This is a genomic window from Mesorhizobium sp. LjNodule214 (assembly GCF_964252735.1).
GTDB lineage: Bacteria > Pseudomonadota > Alphaproteobacteria > Rhizobiales > Rhizobiaceae > Mesorhizobium.
Window position 1 is genome coordinate 582,389 of record NZ_CAXUPE020000003.1, and the last position, 15,550, is coordinate 597,938.

The 15,550-nt window shown below is 63.9% G+C and carries 13 protein-coding genes and 1 pseudogene; 8 read left to right on the forward strand and 6 right to left on the reverse strand.

The window, feature by feature from the left end; genetic code table 11:
* Nucleotides 1-7: 7 nt before the first annotated feature.
* Together ACSQ3Z_RS28070 and ACSQ3Z_RS28075 are read left to right on the forward strand one after the other, a co-directional pair.
* Complete coding sequence (locus ACSQ3Z_RS28070) at nucleotides 8-1,351, forward strand: Ppx/GppA phosphatase family protein (RefSeq protein ID WP_436174522.1); 1,344 nt, start codon at nucleotides 8-10, stop codon at nucleotides 1,349-1,351.
* Complete coding sequence (locus ACSQ3Z_RS28075) at nucleotides 1,348-2,145, forward strand: RlmE family RNA methyltransferase (protein WP_436174523.1); 798 nt, start codon at nucleotides 1,348-1,350, stop codon at nucleotides 2,143-2,145. The genes ACSQ3Z_RS28070 and ACSQ3Z_RS28075 overlap by 4 nt, the downstream gene beginning before the upstream one ends.
* A 26-nt stretch (nucleotides 2,146-2,171) precedes the next feature.
* Here the strand turns inward: ACSQ3Z_RS28075 and ACSQ3Z_RS28080 are convergent.
* Nucleotides 2,172-2,699: pseudogene (locus ACSQ3Z_RS28080) on the reverse strand (MFS transporter); the annotation flags it as partial.
* 193 nt (nucleotides 2,700-2,892) lie between these two features.
* Nucleotides 2,893-3,048 carry a hypothetical protein gene (locus tag ACSQ3Z_RS28085; RefSeq protein ID WP_167434201.1) on the reverse strand — a complete coding sequence of 52 codons (156 nt, stop codon included), beginning with the start codon at nucleotides 3,046-3,048 and terminating at the stop codon, nucleotides 2,893-2,895.
* An 816-nt stretch (nucleotides 3,049-3,864) separates the two neighbouring features.
* On the opposite strand from ACSQ3Z_RS28085, the gene guaB reads away from it, so the two are divergent.
* The 3 genes from guaB to ACSQ3Z_RS28100 all read left to right on the forward strand — a co-directional run bounded on the left by guaB (nucleotide 3,865) and on the right by ACSQ3Z_RS28100 (nucleotide 6,411).
* The gene (gene guaB / locus ACSQ3Z_RS28090) at nucleotides 3,865-5,367 is read left to right on the forward strand and encodes an IMP dehydrogenase (protein ID WP_436174524.1); all 1,503 of its coding nucleotides are present in this window, start codon (nucleotides 3,865-3,867) and stop codon (nucleotides 5,365-5,367) included.
* A 67-nt stretch (nucleotides 5,368-5,434) separates the two neighbouring features.
* Nucleotides 5,435-5,995 carry a hypothetical protein gene (locus ACSQ3Z_RS28095; protein ID WP_436175174.1) on the forward strand — a complete coding sequence of 187 codons (561 nt, stop codon included), beginning with the start codon at nucleotides 5,435-5,437 and terminating at the stop codon, nucleotides 5,993-5,995.
* Nucleotides 5,992-6,411 carry an MAPEG family protein gene (locus ACSQ3Z_RS28100; protein WP_436174525.1) on the forward strand — a complete coding sequence of 140 codons (420 nt, stop codon included), beginning with the start codon at nucleotides 5,992-5,994 and terminating at the stop codon, nucleotides 6,409-6,411. Before ACSQ3Z_RS28095 ends, ACSQ3Z_RS28100 begins: the two co-directional genes overlap by 4 nt.
* Nucleotides 6,412-6,429: 18 nt before the next feature.
* On the opposite strand, the gene rnd is transcribed toward ACSQ3Z_RS28100, so the two are convergent.
* Nucleotides 6,430-7,581 carry a ribonuclease D gene (gene rnd, locus ACSQ3Z_RS28105; protein ID WP_436174526.1) on the reverse strand — a complete coding sequence of 384 codons (1,152 nt, stop codon included), beginning with the start codon at nucleotides 7,579-7,581 and terminating at the stop codon, nucleotides 6,430-6,432.
* A 73-nt stretch (nucleotides 7,582-7,654) separates the two neighbouring features.
* A complete protein-coding gene (locus tag ACSQ3Z_RS28110; RefSeq protein WP_436174527.1) occupies nucleotides 7,655-8,899 on the reverse strand; it encodes an MFS transporter in 1,245 nt (414 codons plus the stop codon).
* 184 nt (nucleotides 8,900-9,083) lie between these two features.
* Between ACSQ3Z_RS28110 and ACSQ3Z_RS28115 the strand changes: the two genes are divergently transcribed.
* Nucleotides 9,084-9,878, forward strand: coding sequence for a GNAT family N-acetyltransferase (locus ACSQ3Z_RS28115; RefSeq protein ID WP_436174528.1), 795 nt, complete (start codon nucleotides 9,084-9,086; stop codon nucleotides 9,876-9,878).
* 23 nt (nucleotides 9,879-9,901) lie between these two features.
* On the opposite strand, the gene ACSQ3Z_RS28120 is transcribed toward ACSQ3Z_RS28115, so the two are convergent.
* A complete protein-coding gene (locus ACSQ3Z_RS28120; RefSeq protein WP_436174529.1) occupies nucleotides 9,902-11,113 on the reverse strand; it encodes an MFS transporter in 1,212 nt (403 codons plus the stop codon).
* Between the two features lie 120 nt (nucleotides 11,114-11,233).
* On the opposite strand from ACSQ3Z_RS28120, the gene ACSQ3Z_RS28125 reads away from it, so the two are divergent.
* Complete coding sequence (locus tag ACSQ3Z_RS28125; RefSeq protein WP_436174530.1) at nucleotides 11,234-11,992, forward strand: DeoR/GlpR family DNA-binding transcription regulator; 759 nt, start codon at nucleotides 11,234-11,236, stop codon at nucleotides 11,990-11,992.
* Nucleotides 11,993-12,106: 114 nt separating this feature from the next.
* A complete protein-coding gene (gene aspS, locus ACSQ3Z_RS28130; protein WP_436175175.1) occupies nucleotides 12,107-13,897 on the forward strand; it encodes an aspartate--tRNA ligase in 1,791 nt (596 codons plus the stop codon).
* A 114-nt stretch (nucleotides 13,898-14,011) separates the two neighbouring features.
* Here the strand turns inward: aspS and ACSQ3Z_RS28135 are convergent, their stop codons facing one another.
* Nucleotides 14,012-15,199, reverse strand: coding sequence for a hypothetical protein (locus ACSQ3Z_RS28135; protein WP_436174531.1), 1,188 nt, complete (start codon nucleotides 15,197-15,199; stop codon nucleotides 14,012-14,014).
* Between the last annotated feature and the right edge of the window lie 351 nt (nucleotides 15,200-15,550).

Here is a 15,550-nt window from a genome sequence, read left to right on the forward strand (position 1 = left end):
AACTGAAGTGGAAGACCACGACACCGGCGCTGGTGCGCCGGCAGTGGGCGTGTCCAGGGCTTCGCCGACGCCGCCAGGTCAGGCAAGCCCATCCGCCGGGCGGCATCACGATCGCCATGCGGGGCCAGGCAGCAGGCATGCTGACGAGGCGGGCGAGGCCCAGCACCAGAAAGGCAAATCAAGAAAACGGCGCAAGCGCCGGCGCGGCCGCAAGGTTTTCGCACGCGACGACAATACTGCCGCGAAGGCACCGGCGCCAGCCGCCAGCGCCGCCCCGGTGAGCCGTCCGCCCGAGGCCGCGCCTTCGCCGGTAGCGGCCCGGCCGCAGCCCGGCCGGCCGCCGATGCAGGAACTGCCGGTGTTCGCCGCGCTTGATCTCGGCACCAACAATTGCCGCCTGCTGGTCGCGGTGCCGACGCGCCACGGCCAGTTCCGGGTCATCGATGCCTTTTCGCGCATCGTCAGGCTGGGCGAGGGGCTTACCGCCAATGGCCGCCTCGGTCAGGCCGCCATGGACCGCGCCGTCGAGGCGCTGAAGGTCTGCGGCGACAAGCTGCGCAACCGCAAGATCAGGAAGGCGAGGCTGATCGCCACCGAAGCTTGCCGCTCGGCCGACAATGGCGTCGAATTCCTCGAGCGCGTCGAGCGCGAGGCCGGACTGAAGCTCGAGATCATCGACCGCCAGACCGAGGCGCGGCTGGCGGTGTCGGGCTGCGGCTCGCTGGTCGAGCGCGACACGCAAGGCGTCGTCCTGTTCGACATCGGCGGCGGCTCGTCCGAAATCGCGCTGATCGACCTAACTGGCCGCCGTTCGCCACGGCTCGCCAACCACATCGTCTCCTGGACCTCTCTGCCGGTCGGCGTCGTCTCGCTGGCCGAACGCTTTGGCGGCCGCACGGTGACGCGCGAGATCTTCGCCGCCATGGTCGAGGATGTCGCGGTCCGGCTGAAGGCCTTCGACGGGCGCGACCGGCTGGCACATGTGCTCGCCAGTCCGAATTTTCATCTGCTCGGCACCTCCGGCACGGTGACGACCTTGGCCGGTGTCCATCTCGATCTCGAGCGCTACGACCGCCGCCGGGTCGACGGGCTGTGGATGGATCGTGACAGTGTCGACCGCATGGTCGAAAAACTGGTCGGCTGGGATTTCCAGCAGCGCGTCGCCAATCCCTGCATCGGCGCCGACCGCGCCGACCTTGTGCTCGCCGGCTGCGCCATACTGGAAGCGATCCGCGCGGTGTGGCCGTCGGAGCGTCTGCGCGTCGCCGACCGCGGCTTGCGCGAGGGCATATTGAGCGAGCTGATGGCCGACGACGGCGTCTGGCGCGGTGATGGGCGGGTCAGAGCATGACCAAAAAGCCTGAGAAGCCGGGTTCGGGAAGCATTCGCGTCCTGAAGACCAGGATCAAGAAGAAAAGCGGCCTGAAGGAATCGTCGCGCCGCTGGCTGCAGCGTCACATCAACGACCCCTATGTGCAGCGCTCCAAGGCCGACGGCTACCGCTCGCGCGCGGCCTATAAGCTGATCGAGATCGACGACAAGCATCATCTGTTGAAGCCCGGCATGAAGGTGATCGATCTTGGTGCCGCCCCTGGCGGCTGGTGCCAGGTCGCCGCGGCGCGCACCAAATCGACGGCCGACAAACCGCATGTCATCGGCATCGACTATCTGGAAATGGATGCGGTGCCCGGCGCACCGGTGCTTTTGATGGATTTCCTCGATCCTGAGGCGCCGCAGAAGCTCGCCGAGGCGCTCGGCGGCGATCCTGACGTCGTGCTCTCCGATATGGCCGCGCCGACCACCGGCCACAAGCGGACCGACCACATCCGCACCATGCATTTGTGCGAGGTGGCGGCGGATTTCGCGCTTTCTGTCCTGAAACCCGGCGGCCATTTCCTGGCCAAGACTTTTCAGGGCGGCGCCGAAAACGAATTGCTCGCCATGCTCAAGCGGAATTTCCGCTCGGTCCACCACGTCAAGCCGCCAGCGTCGCGCGACGAATCGGTCGAGCTTTATTTATTGGCGAAAGACTTCAAAGGGCGAGAGGCCGGTCCGCCGTCAGGCGGATCGAAACGTCCTGTGGACGTTTCGAAGGACTCGAGCGGCCGGAGCCATAGCGAAGGGCCGAAGCCGTCCGAAGGATGAGGCCGCCGTTGCGTGGCGTCAGCTTCCGGCGTGCTGACCGGCTCCAGTTCCTTGGGCGTTGTCAGCCGACCATGTCCCGACACTGCATTGCCGGCATCGGGCGCCAGTCGCATGAACGACAGCGATGCGGCTGCGGAAATCGCCGCCACGATGAAGAAGGCGGTGTGGAAGTCGGCGAGCGTCAGCGGTCCGCCGTGGATCGATGTCGACACTTCCAGGATGCCGCCCGCCACAGCCACGCCGAGCGCGATCGACAGTTGCTGGAACACGGCGGCGATCGGTGTTGCCTTGCTGGTGTCGGCGGCCGCGACCTCGGCATAGGCCAGTGCGTTGACGCCGGTGAAGAACATCGAGCGGATGAAGCCGCCGACCAAAAGCATGGCGAGCATCAGCACATAGGGCGTGTCGGGCGTGAACAGCCCGTAGGCGGCGATCGATGCCGCCGCCACCAGCGAGCCGACGATCAGCACGCGGCGGAAGCCTGCCACCCGGAAAATCAGCGCGGTGACGAATTTCATGCCGATGGCGCCGATCGCCGAGACGAAGGTGATCAGATCTCGCCCTCGAAAGCGGTGTGATCTCGTCCTCGAAAGCGGTGCGCCGATGACGCCCCTGTACGAATGTGACGCTGAATGGGTGCCACGAATGGTACCGCGCTACTAGCGAACCCTGAGCCCGTTGCGCCACAAGCGTTTGAGGGCTGTACTGTATGATTGAGGTTGAATTATTCAAGGGCCGCAACGTACTTCATTGCATCCCCCCGTCGTCGGCCGTCGACTGATTCTCCGAGGCGATCTTTGCTGCCTCAGCCGACTGCTCGGGCGTCGGGTTCGTGTAGGTCGTACAGGCTGCGAGCGTCGTGATGATGGCGCACAGAATGAGAGTGCGAAGCTTTGTGTCCATGCTGATTCCCCTCGTTGCGTTCTGCCGAGGACGTTTTGACATATTTGGGCGTCAAGACTCAAGACCAACGACAGGAGCAGTGTCCGTCAAGGTTCAGGCCGCCAACTGGGTGATAAACTGGGAAGCGCGGCGCAAGCCCATCCTCAAACCCTTACGCCACAACGCCTCGTGCCTTGGACGCATTGATTGATGTCGAATTAGGGTTGGGGGGTAGTGTCTCAGTTTGATGCCAATTCACTTGAAACACGATACCCGATTGACGGGTCAAAGCACTGGGGTCGGGCGACCGTCAAACCGACCCCATTCCTGACACACAGCGCGGTGTGACGCGTCGAGTGCCCCGCGACGTATCATCGTACCCCCGACGACAAACGTTTGCTGACCGCACTGCCTGCCCTCACCCGAAACGCATGTTATGAGTCGGCGTTATGAAAGGGAGCGCAGCACAGCGCAACCCCTTGCGAAAGCGGACCTCTACGTGTTTCCATGAAAAGAGCGACCGCCAGGATGAGCGGAATGGTGCGGTTCACAAAACGCGTCCGGACTTGATTCTCTGTGCCGTCGACCGGGGACAAGCCGACACGAGGGGCGGTTGCCTCGGTCCGGTTGTCGCATTAATTTGCTGTCACTTTTGTGCGACCCTCAACCCTTGGTGGCGGCTGTCAGGACAAACCCCATAGTTTGCGATGGCGTGCAATGATCGGCTTTTCATCGACGCCGTGACGTGTTACCAGCCAGCGCCAATCCTGAAAGGGAAGAAACGAGTCGGCGCTGTCCATTGCGGTCCAGCGCTTTTTTGTATTCCGAGGACTGGCCATGGCAAAAATTATCGAAACGTCCACCGGCGCGTTGGCGCTGACCTTTGACGACGTGCTGTTGCAGCCCGGTCATTCCGAGGTCATGCCCGGCGAGACCGACATCCGCACCCGCATCGCCGGCGACATCGACCTCAACGTGCCGATCCTGTCGGCTGCCATGGACACCGTCACCGAGGCCAGGCTCGCGATTGCCATGGCCCAGGCCGGTGGCATCGGCGTCATCCACCGTAATTTCTCGCCGGCCGAGCAGGCCGAGCAGGTGCGGCAGGTGAAGAAATTCGAATCCGGCATGGTCGTGAACCCGGTCACCATCGGTCCCGACGCGACGCTCGCCGACGCCCTGGGGCTGATGCGCACCTACTCGATCTCGGGCATTCCGGTGGTCGAGAACGGCGGCACGGGCGGACACACAGTCGGCCGGCTGGTCGGCATCCTGACCAACCGCGACGTGCGCTTCGCCTCAGATCCTTCGCAGAAGGTCTACGAATTGATGACCCGTGAGAACCTGATCACGGTCAAGGAGAATGTCGACCAGGACGAGGCCAAGCGGCTGCTGCACCAGCACCGCATCGAAAAGCTGGTCGTCGTCGACAGGAAGGGCAATTGCGTCGGCCTGATCACCGTCAAGGACATCGAGAAGTCGCAGCTCAATCCGCACGCCACCAAGGATGCGCAGGGACGTCTGCGCGCCGCCGCCGCCACCAGCGTCGGTGATGACGGCTTCGAGCGCGCCGAGCGGCTGATCGATGCCGGCGTCGACCTCCTGGTCATCGACACCGCGCACGGCCACTCGCAGCGCGTGCTCGATGCCGTGACGCGGGCCAAGAAACTGTCCAATTCGGTGCGCATCCTGGCCGGCAACGTTGCCACCGCCGAGGGCACGCAGGCGCTGATCGATGCCGGCGCCGACGCCGTCAAGGTCGGCATCGGCCCGGGCTCGATCTGCACCACCCGCATCGTCGCCGGCGTCGGCGTGCCGCAGCTTTCTGCCATCATGTCGGCGGTCGAGACAGCGCACAAATCGGGCGTCTCGGTGATTGCCGATGGCGGCATCAAATATTCGGGCGATCTCGCCAAGGCGCTCGCAGCGGGCGCAAGTGCGGCCATGATCGGCTCGCTGCTCGCTGGCACCGACGAGAGCCCGGGCGAGGTCTATCTGCACCAGGGGCGCTCCTTCAAGGCCTATCGCGGCATGGGATCGGTCGGCGCCATGGCCCGCGGCTCCGCCGATCGCTACTTCCAGGCCGAGGTCCGCGACACGCTGAAACTGGTTCCGGAAGGCATCGAAGGGCAGGTTCCCTACAAAGGACCTGTGTCTGGCGTGCTGCACCAGCTTGCGGGCGGCCTGAAAGCCGCTATGGGTTATGTCGGTGGCCGCGACCTTGCCGATTTCCGCGGCCGCGCCACTTTTGTGCGCATATCCAACGCCGGACTTCGTGAAAGCCACGCCCATGACGTCACGATCACCCGCGAAAGCCCGAATTATCCGGGCGGACTTTGATCAGGCCGATCGGGCCGATCAGCCCGATCAACGGGATCGCTACGCATTTTGGCGTAATCTGACGGCGATTGTGCTCCGGCTGTCGCGCCACGCCGCTGCACTCAGTTTCGCGACCGCGGCGGTCTTCGTCGCCATGAATGCGATGGAGTTCCTCTATTTCCGCAGTTTGAGCGGCGGCCTGACGTCGCTCGACATGCGTCTTGGCGGCTTTACCCCGGACGAAGGCATGGCCTGGCTGACGGCGCTTGGCCGGCGTGGCGGCGAGATCATCCTGGTCTGGCACTACCTGACCTTCGATCTGCTGTTCCCGGCGCTGTTGTCGCTGACCCTGGTCAGCCTGATTCTGGCAACCGGCCGGCAACTGAGGAATTTCCGGGCGATGATCGCGCCGGTCCAGGCGCTGTTCGCGGTCGTGCTCGTGCTGCCCTACACGCTCGCCGATTATGCGCAGAATTTCGCGGTAGCGCGGCTCTTGTCCGATTTCCAGTCGGCCAACCCCGACTCGCTCGCCTTCGCCTCGGCGCTGACCGTCACCAAATTCGCGCTGCTGGCGATACCCTTAGCCGTCATTGCGGTCTTTTACCTGGCAGGTCAGCGGCGGCCCGCTGAGGGCGGGGAGCAATCGTGAACCAGACCGCGATCTTTTGGCCTGTTCTGGCGCATGTGCTGCTTGTCTATATCGTCTATCTGGTGATGGCCCGGCGCCGGTATTTTGCCGTCAAGTCCGGCGAGGCCAAGGTCGGTCAGTACAAGGTCCGTTCGACCGAGCCGGCCTCCAGCGTCACCGTCGCCAACAATTTGATCAACCAGTTCGAATTGCCGGTGCTGTTCCACGCGCTCTGCCTGGCGCTTTTCGTTACCAACGGCGTCAACTACCTGACGCTGGCACTGATGTGGATCTTCATCCTGTCGCGCTATGTCCATGCCTGGGTGCATCTGACCAGCAACCGGGTGCTGCTGCGCAGCCGCGCCTTCTTCTTCGGCGCGGTTGTCCTGCTACTGGCCTGGATCTGGTTCGCGTTCCATTTGCTTGGGGTAGTCTGAGCCGCACCAGCGCAGTCGCTACAGATCGAACAGCGCGATCTTGCGCTTGTCGAACTTGATGCCGATCTCGCCGCGCACCAGCTTGAGCGCCGCTTCGCCGAACACGGCCCGCCGCCAGCCCTGCAGGGCCGGCACGTCGGCTGCCTCGCCCTCGGCGGCGATGCGGTCGATGTCGTCGCTGGACGCCAGCACCTTCGACGCCACGCCTTCCTTTTCGGCAACGATGCGCAAAAGCACTTTCAACAGTTCCGACGCGGCATTTGAGCCTTCCGGCGGCTGAAAACTCTTCGGCAGCTTCGGCATCGCTTCCTTCGGCAAGGCCAGGGCGGTGTTGACTGCGCCGAGCAGGGCGGTCGCCGTCGCCGAGCGTTCCCAGCCTTTCGGCGTGGTGCGCAGGCGGCCAAGTCCCGCCGTATCGCGCGGCGCCTGCTGCGCGACCTCATAGATCGCGTCGTCCTTCAGCACCCGTCCGCGCGGCACGTCGCGCTCGCGCGCCTCGCGCTCGCGCCATGCGGCCACTGCCTGCACGATCGCCAGCTCCTGCGGCTTGCGCAGCCGCATCTTCAGCCGCTTCCAGGCGTCCTCCGGATGCGGATCGTAGGTCTCGCGCGAGGTCAGCACCTCCATTTCCTCGTTCAGCCAATGGGCGCGGTTTTCCCGTACCAGTTCGGCGCTGAGGTGCTGGTAGACCTCGATCAGGTGGGTGACGTCGGCCAGCGCATAGTCGAGCTGCTTATCGGACAAGGGACGATGCCGCCAGTCGGTGAAGCGCGAGGATTTGTCGAGCCGGGCCCCGGTGATGCGCTGCACCAGCTGGTCGTAGGAGACGCTGTCGCCGAAGCCGCAGACCATCGCCGCCACCTGGGTGTCGAACACCGGGTGCGGCACGAGGTTGCCGAGATGGACGATGATTTCGATGTCCTGGCGCGCCGCGTGGAAGACCTTGACCACCGCTTCGTTGGCCATCAGCCGGAAGAACGGTTTCAGGTCAATATCGGGCGACAGCGGGTCGATCAGCGCCGTCACGCCAGGCGCCGCCATCTGGATCAGGCAGAGAATCGGCCAGAAGGTCGTTTCGCGGATGAATTCGGTGTCGACGGTGACGAAATCCGACTTTTCGAACGCGGCGACAACGGTCTCGAGTTCACTTTGGGTGGTGATGACGTGCATCAAATCGCTTTTGGCAACATATTAGGTCTCTTTCAATTTCAGCCGCGCGGGCTTTCGTCAAGCCGCCGCACGGTCATGTGTCCGTCGATCCATCGGAATCACCGTTCCGCCGCGCCAGCCGCGCAAATACCGTCGATGTACGCAACAGCGCGATAAACCGGCTGCGGTGGCCCGCCGGCACGCCGGAGCGCACCTGCATCCGGTAGAGGATCACGATGATGAGAATGGCGTACACGACAGCGCTGAAAACAAACAGGGCGCCCGGTCCGAAATACTGCATCGCCGTCGAGGCCGCGAACGGACCGCCGATGGCGCCGAAGGAATAGAACAGCATCAGCGCCGCGTTGATCAGCACGAACTCGCCCTTGCCGGCGCGGTCGTTGGAATGCGCCGCCGAGAGCGAATAGAGCGGCATGGCGAAGCTGCCGAAGATGAAGACGATGACGAAGTTGAGGAACGGGTCGTTGCCGGGGATGAACACCAGCGCCAGCGCCGCGAGCATGGCGCAGCACGTCGTCGCCAGGAGCACCGTGCGCCGGTCCCGACGGTCGGAGAGGTAGCCCAGCGGATACTGGATGAGGGCGCCGCCGAAAATGCCGACACTGACGAAGGTGACGACGTCGGCCACAGACATACCGAGCTGTTCGGCATAGACCGGCGACAGCGTGCGGAAGGCGCTGTTGGTGACGCCGACGCAGATGCAACCAAAGCAACCGAGCGGCGAGATCCGCCAGACGCGCGCAAGGTCAAGCTTGACGTCCCCCGGCGGCGTCGGGTTGGAGCGGTCGCCGAGCGACACCGGCACCAGCGACAGCGTGATCATCATCGACATGATGGCGAAGATGGTGAAGCCGCCAGCGCCGAAGACCGGGATCAGGAACTGCGCTGATGTCACTGAGCCGATATCGACCATGCGGTAGATGGCAAGCACGCGTGCGCGGTCCTTGTTGGTGACGCCCGAATTCAGCCAGGCTTCCATGACGGTGAACAGCCCGGCGAAGCAGAAGCCGCCGGCAAAGCGTACCGCGCACCACATCACCGGGTCGATGACCAAAACCAGCAGCAGCGTGCCGGCCGATGCGGTCGCCGCCAGCGCGGCGAAGGTCCTGACATGGCCGACCGCCTTGAGGATGCGGGTGACGGCCAGGCAGCCGAGCAGGAAGCCGGCGAAATAGAACGTGCCCAGCAGGCCGATGATTGTGGCGGAAAACCCTTCCTGGGCACCGCGCAGCGCGATCAGCGTGCCCTGCAGCCCATTGCCGCCAAGCAGGATGCCGGCGGCGATGAGGAGTGGGATCAGCGGACGGATGGAGGACATGAAGGAAAGGCAATCACTTTTCGTTGCCCCTTCTTGAACCATCGCCACCGCCAATGCCAGCGGCAATTCCCGGCGGCGTTGAGCCAACAAGGGAGCCCGGCTGGTTCCAACAGAAAGCAGCTTGGCCGTATTCCGAAGTGCTTGCTACACTCCATGGGGCTCATGACAAAGAGTGGGACTTTCCATGTCAGGCTATTTCGGCACGGAGCTTCAGCAGCGCCTGCAAGCTGAGGCTGAGGCGAGTGTCGACTTCATCAGGACGACCCCCGGCGCGTGCCAGACTGGGCGCACGATGGGGTGCGATGATCCCGATCAGTTCGGGTGGGAGCTGATCGACAAGATCCTCAATCGCGACGGCATCTTCGGCTTTCGCATGATACCTGCAGGCAAGGTGGGCGAACTCAAGTCGCGATTGGCCAAGGGGGGCTACCGCTTCGACACCTGGGACGTGTTCGTGGCCGATCAGGCAAATGCCCTGGTGGCATCGGAAGCGATTGTCGGTCGAGGATTGCCCGACGGATTTGTCGATAGAGAAAGGCCGGCCGAGCCGGATGGCGAGTATACGGCCCGCATCCAGGCGCTCATGGCGGCGTCGGGCGTGGTGCCATTTTCGGGATCACTGCTGGCCGGAACCTTGGGGCCGGCGACGACGGTGGTGGTGGGCGACGAGGCAGGAGCTGTCGCGGCAACCGCGCATGGCTACTTGCCTCACAATCCCTACAGTGCCTATCACCGATATGCGTGGGGCGGACTGGTTGCGGTCGCGCAATCGCATAGGGGCCGACGGCTCGGCGCCTACATCAACGCTCGCATGATCCTCAATGTGTTTCGCGATCTGCATGCAACGCACATCTATGAGCTCGTATCGGCATCGAACATGCCGTCCCGGCGAATGGTGGAATCATGCGGACTTCGTCCAGATCCGGCTGTCGTGTGTGGGGCTGCCACGCCTGGCGAAAGTGCGCGCTTCACCCACTGACCGCCTGATGGCGGGAGACCAGTCTATGCCTCGCCGGCCCGCGCCAGTATTTTCTCGTTCGACGGCGCAGCGGGCTTCTCCGAGGGCGCCCTTCGGCCAAGCGACCCGGCGGTCAGCAGGCTAAGCGCGATGAACGGGATGCCGATGGCAAAGGCCGAGCGGATACCCCAATGGTCCGAGACGAAGCCGAGCAGCGGCGGACCGAGCAGGAAGGCGACGAAGGAGATCTGCGACAGCGCCGCGACATTGATTGCCGCGGGGCGATCCGTCCGCTGGGCGGCTGCGGAGATCGCCAGCGGAAAGAGAGCGCTGCTGCCGATGCCCAAAAGGGCAAAGCCCAGCATGGACACAAATGGGGCAGGCGACAGGAAGACCAGCAGCACGCCCGCCGCCATGCTCGCCAGCAGCACACGCGCCACACCGCTTGGCGAGTGGCGGTCGACAAAGCTGTCGGCGAAGAAGCGCGTGGTCGCTTGCGAGAATGCGAACAGCGCCACCGTGAATCCGGCGACGAAGGGACCGGAGTCGAACACGGTGCGCATGTAGATCGCCGACCAGTCGATGCTGGCGCCTTCCAAGAGCATTGCCGACAGCGTCACCGCGACGAGGACGAGGATCGGCAGCGTCGGCCTTGCCAGCCTGGGCGCCTTGTCGCCGTTGCCGGCGAAGCGGCTTGGCGCCGGTTCGTAGCCGCCGAGAAACAGCGCCATCGATATCGCCACCATCGGCACGACGATCGCCAGGTGAAGTTGCGGCGACATGCCGAGATGGCCGAGCGCCGCACCGAACAGGCCGGCGCCGAAGAAGCCAATGCTCCAGAACGAATGCGCCCGGTTCATAATCCGGCGTTTCAGCAGGAACTCCGTCCTGTCGGCCTCGACATTGAGCATGATCTCGATGCTGCCGATCATCAGCCCGACCGGAAGGAGCATGAGGAACAGGGAGACAGGCCCCGGAGCGTGCACCGCGATGGCATAGGTTGCCGCCACCAATGGGACCAGTCCGAGCAGCGCGCGGCGGAAGCCGACCCGTTCCAGCATCGGCGTCGCCAGTGTCAGCGCGGTCAAGGTGCCAATCGGCGTTCCGATCAGGCTGAGCCCGAGCGTGCCGTCCTCGATGCCCATGGCGTGCTTGATGTCGGGCAGCCGCGGAAAGATGTTGCCCATGGCGAACGAATAAATCGCAAACCCGGCATAGACCCGGTGCTGAGGGGCGAGGCTGAGGCCAAGGGTCATCGCAATGCCTTCAGGGAAAGAGGTGCCGGCGGCTGGCCTGTCCAACTGCCTGAATTGCTCGACTTCTTGCATAAACACGGAAAACATGCAAGAATGTGCACAAAGAAACAGGATCGTGCAATGCTTACCGACGAACGGCACCAGCTCATCCGCGACCGGCTTGCGGCGGAGGGAAGGGTGCTGGCCGGCGAACTGGCGAGCCGCTTCGGCGTTTCGGAAGACACGGTCCGACGCGACCTGAGGGAGATGGCCAAGGCCGGGCAATGCCGCCGCGTTTATGGCGGCGCGGTCGCGGCCGCACCTTTCGCCGCCGCACCAGTCAGCCAGCGCGATAGCCATGCGGTCGAGGAGAAGATGCGGCTGGCGCGCGCGGCGGTGGCTCTGCTCTCCAGCGGGCAAAGCCTGTTCATCGACGGCGGCACCACCAATGCCGCGATCGCCAGGGCCATTCCGCGTGACCTCGAACTGACCATAGCCACCAATTCGCTCGGCGTCGCTTCGGCTCTCTCCGAACACGCATTGGTCGAACTGATCGTGCTGGGCGGCAGGTTCGACCGCGACCTAGGAACCTGCGTCGGTGCCGATACGCTGGCTGCCGTCGCGCAGCTTGGCGCCGACCTGTTTTTCCTGGGCTCCTGCGGTCTCGATGCCTCACGCGGCGTGACGGCGTTCGATTCGGCGGAGGCCGAGGTGAAGCGGGCCATGGCCAGGAACAGCGCCGGCATCGTCATCGCCGTCACCAACGACAAGTTGGCCACGGCGGCGCCTTACCGCGTCGCCGGGCCCGAAGCGATCCGCCATCTGGTGGTCGAAAAGACGGCGCCGGCCGCTATCCTCGCCGATTTCGAGCGTCAGGGCGCTGAAATCCGCTTCGCCTGAACAGTTTGCGCGCCGCCCGCTTGCCTTGACAAAACCGGCCTCTCATGCGCTTTTCGCGCAAATTTTCCGAGCCGGCCCGTCGGCCTGCAACCAGTTCCGGACTTCATCATGACAATGCATCGTTACCGCAGCCACACCTGTGCCCAATTGAGAAAGAGCGACGTCGGCGTCCCCGTCCGCCTGTCGGGCTGGGTGCATCGCGTGCGCGACCATGGCGGCCTGCTGTTCATCGACCTGCGTGATCATTACGGCCTGACCCAGATCGTCGCCGACCCGGATTCGCCGGCCTTCAAGATCGCCGAGACCGTGCGCGGCGAGTGGGTCATCCGCGTCGACGGCGAGGTCAAGGCGCGCCTGCCCGAGACAACCAATGCCAATCTACCGACCGGCGAAATCGAGATTTTCGCGCGCGAGATCGAGGTGCTGTCGGCGGCCAAGGAACTGCCGCTGCCGGTGTTCGGCGAGCCCGACTATCCGGAAGACATCCGCCTGAAGTACCGCTTCCTCGACCTGCGCCGCGAGACGCTGCACAAGAACATCGTGGCGCGGACAAAAATCATCGCCGAGATGCGCAAGCGCATGGACGAGGTCGGCTTCACCGAATTCTCGACGCCGATCCTGACCGCGTCGTCGCCCGAGGGCGCGCGCGACTTCCTGGTGCCGTCGCGCATCCATCCCGGCACCTTCTACGCGCTGCCGCAGGCGCCGCAGCAATACAAGCAGCTGATCATGGTGTCGGGCTTCGACCGCTACTTCCAGATCGCGCCCTGCTTCCGCGACGAGGATCCGCGCGCCGACCGTCTACCCGGCGAATTCTATCAGCTGGACCTGGAGATGAGCTTTGTCGAGCAGGACGACGTGCTCAGCACGATGGAGCCCGTCCTCCGCGCGGTCTTCGAGACCTTCGCCAACGGCAAGCCGGTGACGCAGAAATTCCAGCGCATTCCCTATGATGTCTCCATGCGCAAATACGGCACCGACAAGCCGGACCTGCGCAACCCGATCGAGATGCAGGCGGTCTCCGACCATTTTCGCGAGTCCGGCTTCAAGGTATTCGCCAACATCCTCGCCAACGATCCGAAGGCCGAAATCTGGGCCATCCCGGCCAAGACCGGCGGCTCGCGCGCCTTCTGCGACCGCATGAATTCCTGGGCGCAAGGCGAGGGCCAGCCGGGCCTGGGCTACATCTTCTGGCGCAAGGAGGGCGAGAAGCTCGAAGGCGCGGGACCGCTGGCCAAGAACATCGGCGAGGAACGCACCGAGGCGATCCGCCTCCAGCTCGGCCTTGCCGATGGCGACGCCGCCTTCTTCGTCGCCGGCGACCCGAAGAAGTTCGTCTCCTTCGCGGGTGCTGCACGCACCCGCGCCGGCGAGGAACTGAACCTTGTCGACCGCGAGCGCTTCGAACTGTGCTGGATCGTCGACTTCCCGTTCTTCGAATGGAACGAGGAGGAGAAGAAGATAGACTTCGCCCACAACCCGTTTTCGATGCCGCAAGGCGGCATCGACGCGCTCAACGGCGAGGATCTGCTCGGCATCAAGGCGTTCCAGTACGACATGGTCTGCAACGGCTTCGAGATCGCCTCCGGCGGCATCCGCAACCATCTGCCGGAAACCATGGTCAAGGCCTTCGAGACGGTCGGGCTCGACCGCGCGACCGTCGAGGAGCGCTTTGGCGGCCTCTACCGTGCCTTCCAGTACGGCGCGCCGCCGCATGGCGGCATGGCGGCCGGCATCGACCGCGTCGTCATGCTTTTGGTCGGAGCCAAGAACCTGCGCGAGGTTACCATGTTCCCGATGAACCAGCAGGCTTACGACCTCCTGATGAACGCGCCCTCGGAGGCCACGCCGCAGCAGCTTCGCGAATTGTCGCTGCGCGTCGCGACGGCGAAGAAGGACGCCTGATCCCGTTTCGACCGGTACTTTAAAAAACGGCCGGAACCGATTCTTTCGATTCGACAATCCAACAAAAAAGCCCGGCATCGCTGCCGGGCTTTTTGCTTTCAGGAACCCTGTCGATCAGTCTTCGTTCGCCCTGACCTTGACGCCCAGCGTCTTCGGCAGGTCGAGCGGGTTGGACATCGCGCCGGCCATGATCAGCGCGAACGGCACCGAGGCCGGCGGCTCGGCCGAAATCTCGAGGCTCTTCGGGTCGTCCAGATACTTGCCGACCGCGGCGGTCACTTCGGCCGTCAGTTCCGGATTGTTGAGCTGCGCCATGCCGAACGGCACGATCGCCTTGGCCTGGTTGGCGATGTCCTTGGCCGACATGCCTTGCTGCTTGCCGACATATTCCAACACCTTGCCGGTCAGCGAATCGTCGTCGAAGCGGATCGAGGCGCCGTTGAAGGAGAGCTGCTGCATCAGGCCGAGCATGGCCATGCCTTGCGCCGAATTGTCGGCACCTTCGGGCTGCGCCGCCATCTTCTTCTGCATCTCCTGCACCGACTTGACGAAATCGAGCGTATAGCCGCCGAGGTCGAAGGTCATGCCGAACTTGCCGGCATTGTCGACCGCGATGTCGTATTGGGACAGTTCCATCTTGCCGTCCGAAGGCTGCCAGGTGCCGGCCACGTCGATATTGCCGGTGATGTTCTGGTAGCCGAGCGCGTCGATGACCTCCTTCGACTTCGGGTCCTCGACCAGGGTCAGGTCGGCATTGAACTTTTCCGTCGTACCGGTGAATTCCATCGCCTTGCCGTCAGCGGGCGGCGTGATCTCGATGGCGAGGCCGTCCATCGAGAAGGCGGTCTTGTCGGCGACCTTGACCGTCATGTTGGCGAGTTCGGCCGATTTGTACATCAGCATCGAGCCCGTCGGTCCGGTGGCGCCATCGGCCGGAACCGTCATGTCATGGATGACGAAGGGGCTGAGATCGAGCGTGATGCCGTCCTGGGTGCGCTGGAACGCCGAGGTCGACACGGTCGCGATGTCATAACCGCCATTGGCCTCGGCCACGCCCTCGAGCTTGACGTCGCCGATCGGCAGCGCCTCCTTCTCGGCCGCCGGTTTCACCGACACGCCCTGCAGCACCATGCTGGTGGCGTCGCCGGTCACCCCGGTCCAGGAAATGTCGACGCCCTGAGCGGCGAGCGTCGCCTTGAGCCGGTCGGCGACGGCAGTGTCCTGCGCGAAAGCGGCATTCAGCGGCAGCGTCAGCAAAAAGGTCGAAAAAGCGAGTTTGCGGAATGAGTGTTGGATTGTCATTGCAAGTCCCCTGAGATGTCCTGAAAAAATGTCTTCATTGGTTGCGCCTCTCCATTCTGTGACGAACTGGACGGGATAAAGGCGTTGTCGGACAGAATGGTCGAAAATCACGGCGAAAGGCAAACCCGATCCTCGGTCTTTGCGTGGTGCGGTGAATTTGTCATGAAGATCGGATTTCCATGCGTCATCGCGTCATGCCTTAGACAGGGCTTGTAACAGATTGATGTTGGCTGGCGCCGGCACCGCTTCCGATGCTGTTGCACATAGACGTGGCCGCGCCGGCAATTCCGTGAAGTCCATCACATCCGTGCGGTAGGTTTGAGGTGGCTGCCCCCGCCCGGGTGTCGCCCG